Source organism: Cupriavidus mimosae (assembly GCF_023952485.1).
GTDB classification, from domain to species: Bacteria; Pseudomonadota; Gammaproteobacteria; order Burkholderiales; family Burkholderiaceae; genus Cupriavidus; species Cupriavidus taiwanensis_C.
Genome location: NZ_JALHRY010000089.1, coordinates 1 through 1,037 on the forward strand (window position 1 = coordinate 1; position 1,037 = coordinate 1,037).

The window sequence follows — 1,037 nt, forward strand, 5'->3', positions numbered from 1 at the left end:
ACGAGTTGGGCAGCGGCGGAATTCAAGGACATTGACTTGGGCGACCAGCGCCTGAACAAGCGGGCGGTGCTGCTAGCGGAGCGGCTCGCAGAGAAGCCGACGGCAAGCATACCCAGCGCATGCGGCGGCTGGGAGGAAACGGCTGCGGCGTACCGCTTCCTGGCTCAGGATGAACTGGACTGGCGCGATATTCTGGCGCCCCACTGGCAGAGTTCAGCCGAGCGGATGCGAGCTTGCGAAGTGGTGCTATGCATCCAAGACACGACGGAGCTGGACTTTAACGGCCAGGCCATCGCAGGCCTGGGACCGCTGTCGTATGAGGCGCAACGTGAGCTATATCTGCACCCGACTTACGCGGTAACGCCAGCGCGCGAACCGCTGGGCGTGCTTGACGCCTACATGGGGGCGCGCGAGCCCAAGGGTGCGGATGGCGTTCGCCCCGGCATCAAGGAAAGTACCATTGGACCGAAGGATATGAGCGGGTTGCCGAACAGGCGACCGCACTGCCTGCCACGCGACTCGTCTATGTGACTGACAGAGAGTCGGACATCATGGCGTTGATGATCAAGGCAAAGGAGTTGGGCCACCCGGCGGATTGGCTACTGCGCTCGCAGCACAATCGCACCTTGCCTGGCGGCGGCAAGCTGTGGGAGCAAGTAACTGCGGGTGAGCCAGTGGGCAGGATTCACTTCACGCTGGCAGCCCGTCAGGCTCAGCCGGCGCGCGCGGTACGGCAGCAGGTGTGGGCGCAACGTGTTGCGTTGCCTGACGCTGCAGGCGGCGTGGTGAGTGCCACTTGTATTGTCGCCCGGGAGGTCGACCCGCCGGCAGGCGTCAAGCCGATTGAATGGCGACTGCTGAGTAATCGCGAGGTGAACGACCTTGACGCGGCCGCGCAGCTTATTGACTGGTACCGCGCGCGTTGGGAGGTGGAATTGTTCTTTCATGTGCTCAAGAACGGCTGTCGAGTCGAGGCGTTGCAACTTGCATCGATGGCACGGCTTGAGCGTGCCTTGGCGCTGTTCATGGTGGTGGCA

At 63.1% G+C, this 1,037-nt stretch carries 1 pseudogene; it reads left to right on the top strand.

The features are described from left to right. Positions 1-1,037: pseudogene (locus tag MKD50_RS30425) on the top strand (IS4 family transposase); the annotation flags it as partial.